This is a genomic window from Arthrobacter sp. Br18, from assembly GCF_000520555.1.
Classification (GTDB): Bacteria; Actinomycetota; Actinomycetes; order Actinomycetales; family Micrococcaceae; genus Arthrobacter_D.
On sequence record NZ_KI914875.1, the window covers coordinates 8,804 to 14,576 of the forward strand.

General features: G+C 67.4%; 5 protein-coding genes and 1 pseudogene. All 6 read left to right on the forward strand.

The features are described from left to right. Nucleotides 1-85 precede the first annotated feature (85 nt). The gene (locus Y704_RS0112335; RefSeq protein WP_026550341.1) at nt 86-460 is read left to right on the forward strand and encodes a DUF948 domain-containing protein; all 375 of its coding nucleotides are present in this window, start codon (nt 86-88) and stop codon (nt 458-460) included. 24 nt (nt 461-484) lie between these two features. Next, complete coding sequence (locus tag Y704_RS21010; RefSeq protein WP_343212845.1) at nt 485-760, forward strand: hypothetical protein; 276 nt, start codon at nt 485-487, stop codon at nt 758-760. Nucleotides 761-897: 137 nt separating this feature from the next. After that, on the forward strand, nt 898-3,576 hold the full coding sequence (gene alaS, locus Y704_RS0112345; RefSeq protein WP_026550342.1) for an alanine--tRNA ligase: 2,679 nt from the start codon (nt 898-900) through the stop codon (nt 3,574-3,576). 14 nt (nt 3,577-3,590) lie between these two features. Continuing rightward, nucleotides 3,591-4,190 carry a Holliday junction resolvase RuvX gene (gene ruvX / locus Y704_RS0112350; RefSeq protein WP_026550343.1) on the forward strand — a complete coding sequence of 200 codons (600 nt, stop codon included), beginning with the start codon at nt 3,591-3,593 and terminating at the stop codon, nt 4,188-4,190. Then, complete coding sequence (gene mltG / locus Y704_RS0112355) at nt 4,187-5,410, forward strand: endolytic transglycosylase MltG (RefSeq protein WP_051477007.1); 1,224 nt, start codon at nt 4,187-4,189, stop codon at nt 5,408-5,410. The genes ruvX and mltG overlap by 4 nt, the downstream gene beginning before the upstream one ends. A gap of 49 nt (nt 5,411-5,459) precedes the next feature. Continuing rightward, nucleotides 5,460-5,773: pseudogene (locus tag Y704_RS21015) on the forward strand (shikimate dehydrogenase); the annotation flags it as partial.

Here is a 5,773-nt window from a genome sequence, read left to right on the forward strand (position 1 = left end):
GCGGGCTATTGGGTAGGTAAGGTAAAGAGAAACCCGCTGCCGCACGGCGGCCCCGCAGATGAATCGCGTTGAGAAGGAGACTGCCATGTCCGGTGGAGATATTGCCGGCCTGATTGCGGCCGTTGTGTTCGCTGTCCTGGTCCTGTTGCTGGCTGTTCCGATCTGGAAGCTCGGGAAGGTCTTCGACGAGCTGCGCGGGGCAATCCGTACCGTCACCGAAGAGACCACGCCACTGATCGAGGAAGTCACCAGCACGGTCAGCACGACGCACCAGCAGCTGAAGACCGTGGACGGCATCACGTCGCATGTTTCCGACGCATCGGCCAACCTCTCCGCACTGTCCTCCCTGGCGGCTGCAACCCTCGGGGCACCGCTCATCAAGGTGGCTGCGTTCTCCTACGGTGTCCGCTCAGCCTTCGCAGGGCGCCAGGCGCCTGCACGCCGCCGCCGCAGCCGCTAGCATCCCAGAACCAGGAGATCCACCATGATCAGAAGAGCCTTTTGGATGGCTGCAGGCGTCGCCATCGGAGTCCTCGCAGTGCGCAAGGTGTCCAAGGTGAAATCGACCCTGGGCCCACAGGGCCTGAACCGTGCGGTGGGGCAGGTGGGTGACAGCATCTCCGAGTTCGCAGAGGCACTGCGCTCGGGCATGCAGGAACGGGAAGCGGATCTCAAGGCAGCACTCGGCGTCGAGGTTCCCGCCCCGCGGAGCGAGCCCACGACGACGACAGTGACGGCCGGCCGCCGCGCGGCGCTCTAGCCGGCCCACGCCGCCCGGCCCTGTCACCGGACCAGCGGCGCGTGACCGCCCGCGGCGCCGATGCGCCGTGTGTCCGGCGTTCCGGATGACCGGTCCTCCCCCTTTTTTCTCCGCCTGAAACGAAGGAATCATTCCCGATGAAGTCCCATGAGATCGCAGAACGCTGGCTGAGCTATTTCGAGGGGAACGGGCATACTGCGGTGCCGTCGGCGTCGCTGGTGTCGAGTGATCCGTCGCTGCTGTTCACCGTGGCCGGCATGGTGCCCTTCATTCCCTACCTGACGGCGCGCGAGCAGGCCCCCTACGACCGTGCGGTCAGCGTCCAGAAGTGCATCCGCACCGGAGACATCGAGGAAGTGGGCAAGACGGCGCGGCACGGCACGTTCTTCCAGATGTGCGGCAACTTCTCCTTCGGCGACTATTTCAAGAGCGATGCGATCCGCATGGCCTGGGAACTGCTGACCACCAGCGTGGACCAGGGCGGCTACGGGCTGCCGGCGGAGAAGCTCTGGATCACGGTCTACTTCGACGACGACGAAGCGCTGGAAATCTGGCGGGACCAGGTGGGTGTGCCCGCCGAGCGTATCCAGCGGATGGGCCGCGCCGACAACTACTGGTCCACGGGGCAGCCCGGTCCGGCTGGACCCTGCTCGGAAATCTTCTACGACCGTGGGCCCGCCTACGGCGTCGACGGCGGGCCCGAGGCCGACGATGCACGATACGTGGAGATCTGGAACCTCGTCTTCATGCAGTACCAGCGCGGTGAGGGAACCGGCAAGGACGACTTCGAGATCCTCGGTGAACTTCCCAAGAAGAACATCGATACGGGCCTCGGGCTGGAGCGCCTCGCGATGATCCTGCAGGGCGTCGAGAACATGTACGAGACCGATCAGGTCCGGCCGGTCCTCGACCGCGCGGCGGAACTGAGCGGCAGGGAGTACACGAGCGCCGAATCGGCGGACGACCCGCACCACACCGACGACGTCCGGATGCGCGTGGTCGCCGACCACATCCGGTCGTCACTCATGCTGATCGCGGACGGCGTCTCGCCGTCGAACGAGGGCCGTGGGTACGTGCTGCGCCGACTCATCCGCCGCGCCGTCCGCGCCATGCGCCTGCTCGGCGTGGAGAAAGCCTGCCTCCCGGACCTGCTTCCGGCCTCGCGCGACGCCATGAAGGGTGCGTACCCGATCGTCGAGGAGGATTTCGCAAGGATCAGCCGCATCGCCTACGCGGAGGAAAAGGCGTTCCTGAGGACCATCGCGTCTGGTACCGCCCGTCTCGAGGATGCCGTTCGGGACTCCAAGGCAGCAGGCCGCCCGCTGTCCGGCACGGACGCCTTCGCCCTGCACGATACTTACGGCTTCCCCATCGACCTCACCCTGGAGATGGCGGGGGAGGCCGGCCTCGCCGTCGACGCCGAGGGCTTCCGCTCCCTCATGCTCGAGCAGCGCCAGCGTGCCCAGGCGGATGCAAGGGGCAAGAAGACCGGACATGCGGATCTCTCGGTCTTCACCGAACTGCTCGGTGCCGGTTCCACCATCTTCACGGGCTACGACGACCTGACGGACGAGGCCACCGTCCGGGGCCTGGTGAGCAACGGGACGTCGGTGCCGGTGGCACTCCAGGGCGACGAGGTGGAACTGATCCTCGACCAGACGCCGTTCTATGCCGAAGCCGGCGGCCAGGCTGCCGACGTCGGCATGATCACCGGGAACGGTTTCGTCGTCGAGGTCCTCGACGTCCAGCGCCCGGTGAAGGGACTTTCTGTCCACCGCGCCGTTGTGCGGGAGGGGGAGGTTGCGGTCGGCGCGACCGCCACCGCCGCCGTCGACCGCCAGCGCAGGCACGCAGGGGAGCAGGCGCATTCCGGCACCCACATCGTGCATGCGGCCCTGCACCAGATCCTCGGCCCGGAGGCACTGCAGCGCGGCTCCTTCAACAAGGCCGGCTACCTGCGGTTCGACTTCGCGTGGGGCGAGGGCATCAGTGCGGCAGCGCGGTCCGAGATCGAGGAGGTTTCGAACCTCGCGATCCGGAACAACCACCGGGTCGAGACGAGGATCATGTCGCTGGCCGATGCCAGGGCCCAGGGTGCTACCGCGCTCTTCGGTGAGGCATACGGGGACACCGTCCGCGTGGTCGAGATGAACGGCGACTGGTCCAGGGAGCTGTGCGGCGGCACACACGTGGCCTCGACGTCGCTCATCGGCAGTCTGACCCTGCTGGGCGAGCAGTCCGTCGGTTCAGGGAACCGCCGGGTCGAGGCTCTCGTCGGCATGGACGCCTTCCGTCACCTCGCAGCCGAGCGTGCGCTCGTCAGCCAGTTGTCGGACCTGCTCAAGGTGCCCTCCGCACAACTGCCCGAACGGATTGCAGCGACCCTCGGCAAGCTCAAAGCCGCCGAGAAGGAGCTCGAGAGGCTCCGCAAGGACCAGTTGACGGCCGAAGCGGCGTCGCTGGCCGGCTCCGCAGTGGATGTGGACGGGGTGCGGCTGATCGCCCACGACGCCGGCGCCGTCGGTGGCGCCGACGAACTGCGCACCCTTGCGCTCGACCTTCGGAGCAGGCTCGGCTCGGCTGCTGCCGTGGTCGCCGCTGCGGGTACCGCCAACAACCGGCCGCTCGTGCTCGTCGCCACCAACGAAGCTGCCCGTGCCGAGGGGGTCAAGGCCGGGGCCCTCGTCCGGAAAGCCGCAGGAGTGCTCGGCGGCGGTGGGGGAGGCAAGGACGACGTCGCACAGGGCGGCGGTGCTGATCCTGCCATGGTGCCCCAGGCGCTCGACGCCATCCGGGCCGCTGTGGCCTCCCGCTGAGCAGGAGGCCGTTGATGACAGCTGCTGTGCAGGCTCCCGGTCCCGCCTATCCCGCCGGCCCGAAGCTCGGCGTCGACGTCGGAACGGTGCGCGTGGGACTGGCCGGAAGTGACCGCGACGGTCTGCTGGCCATGCCCATCCGCACCCTGGCGCGGGATGCCAGGAAGAATGCCGACATCCGGGCGGTGGTGCGCGAGGCAGCCGAGCGCGGAATCGTCGAGGTGTTCGTCGGCCTGCCGAAGAATCTCAGCGGAAGGGAATCGGAGTCCGCAGCCATGGCGAGGGAGTACGCCGACCTCCTCGCGGAAGCACTCCGGCGGGCCGGTCTGGTGATCCCGGTCCGCCTGATCGACGAGCGGCTCAGCACGGTCTCGGCGCACCGCTCCCTGCGTTCGGCTGGCATCGGCAGCCGCGGTCATCGTAAGCTAGTAGATCAGGTGGCTGCCGTTGAAATTCTTCAGCATGCCATCGACATGCAACGTTCGCTGGATCGGGATGTCGGGGATCCTGTTCCAGTGCGTCAGGTGGGCGGCGATTCAGGCCGTCCATTGACCTTCGACCAGGAGTCAGTAATTTCCGCTAACACGTTCAAGGAGAGGGATCAGGAGCTGTGAGCCATCGATCCGCCCCACCTCCAGTGCCCCAGAATCCCGAGCAGCCCTCCGACGCGGGCGAGTACGACGACGCCGCACACCTCGAGCCCATGGAGCAGTTCTTCGAAGCCCCGGCAACAGGGAACCCTCGGCCCCAGAGACCGTCCTCGAAGGCGAGGCAGCGGCGCAGGCGCCGCCGCACCGTGGTCCTGGTCGTGGTTTTCCTGGTCTTCGCAGGAGTTGTCTTCGGCGTCGCGATGATGCTGAGGGACCTCCTGGGCCTCGACGACATCACCGATTACGCCGGGCCGGGTGGCGAGACGGTGGTCTTCACGGTGCCCGAAGGGGCAGGTTCCCTCGCCATCGGGATGGGGCTCGAGGCCGAGGACATCGTTGCGGATTCCGGCGAGTTCGTCTCCGCCCTGGCCGCCATCTCCGACGGGCGCGAGGTCCAACCGGGCGAGTACGAGATGCGCCGCCAGATGTCCTCCGACGGTGCGGCAGAATCGCTTCTCGGCGAGGACCCCAGCCAGGTGTACTACGCGGCGATTGCGCGTGACCTGCGCCAGGGAGAGGTCTTCACCGTCCTGTCCGAGTCCACGGGCATCCCGGTCGCCGAATTCGAGGCACTGGCCGCCGCGCCCGCCCAGTTCGGCCTGGCCGATCAGGCGAGAAGCCTCGAGGGATATCTGCATCCGGGTGAATACCGCTTCGATGTCTCCCTGACCGCAACCGAGATCATCCAGCAGATGGTGGACAACACCCTCACGCAACTGGAGGCGGACGGCATCACGGATCCGGCGGAGCAGTACCGGATCCTGACGATCGCCAGCATCGTCCAGGCCGAGGCAGGGGAGGGCGACTACGCCTCCGTGGCCGGGGCGATCATGAACCGGCTGGGACCGGACAACGTCGAGACGAGCGGGCTGATCCAGTCCGACGCGACAGTGACGTACGGCCTCGGCAGGAAGAGCTATGACCTCACCCCCGAGGAAAAAGCCGACACCAGCAACCCGTACAACACGTACGCCAACCCTGGACTGCCCGTCGGCCCCATCGGATCACCGAGCGAGGAGGCGATCGATGCCGCAGCCGAACCGGCGGACGTTCCCTTCTTCTACTGGGTCACTGTCAACCTCGACACCGGGGAAACCAAATTCTCCGAAACCCTTGCCGAGCACGCCCGGTATGTCGCCGAATACCAGGCGTGGTGCGGCGAGAACGCCGGCCGGTGCCTCTAGGGCGCCGGTCGGGGACCGCTCCTGATCCGGCAGCGCCGGCGTGCCGGAGGTGACCCCGATCGCCCATTCGAAGTCCCCCGCCCTGCACGGCGCCGCCTACCGGCACCTGGGGGTGGACTGCACGTATTCGGCGGAGGACGTCCTCCCCGGGGAGCTTGAATCCCTCGTCGCCCGCGTGCGGCAGCAGGAGGGATGGCGGGGGTTGTCAGTGACCATGCCCCACAAGGCGGCGATGACGAGCCTCACCGACAGCAACACGCCCCTGGTCCGGGTACTCGGAGTGCTCAACACCGTCATCGTCCACCGGGGCGGCGGGCAGGTCCACCTCACCGGCGACAATACCGACCCCGCCGGCGTGGCGGG

What these genes read in the sequence shown, in the direction of transcription:
- Y704_RS0112335 (WP_026550341.1), top strand. Translation starts at nt 86, where the DNA reads ATGTCCGGTGGAGATATTGCCGGCCTGATTGCGGCCGTTGTGTTCGCT.
- Y704_RS21010 (WP_343212845.1), top strand. Translation starts at nt 485, where the DNA reads ATGATCAGAAGAGCCTTTTGGATGGCTGCAGGCGTCGCCATCGGAGTC.
- ruvX (WP_026550343.1), top strand. Translation starts at nt 3,591, where the DNA reads ATGACAGCTGCTGTGCAGGCTCCCGGTCCCGCCTATCCCGCCGGCCCG.
- alaS (WP_026550342.1), top strand. Translation starts at nt 898, where the DNA reads ATGAAGTCCCATGAGATCGCAGAACGCTGGCTGAGCTATTTCGAGGGG.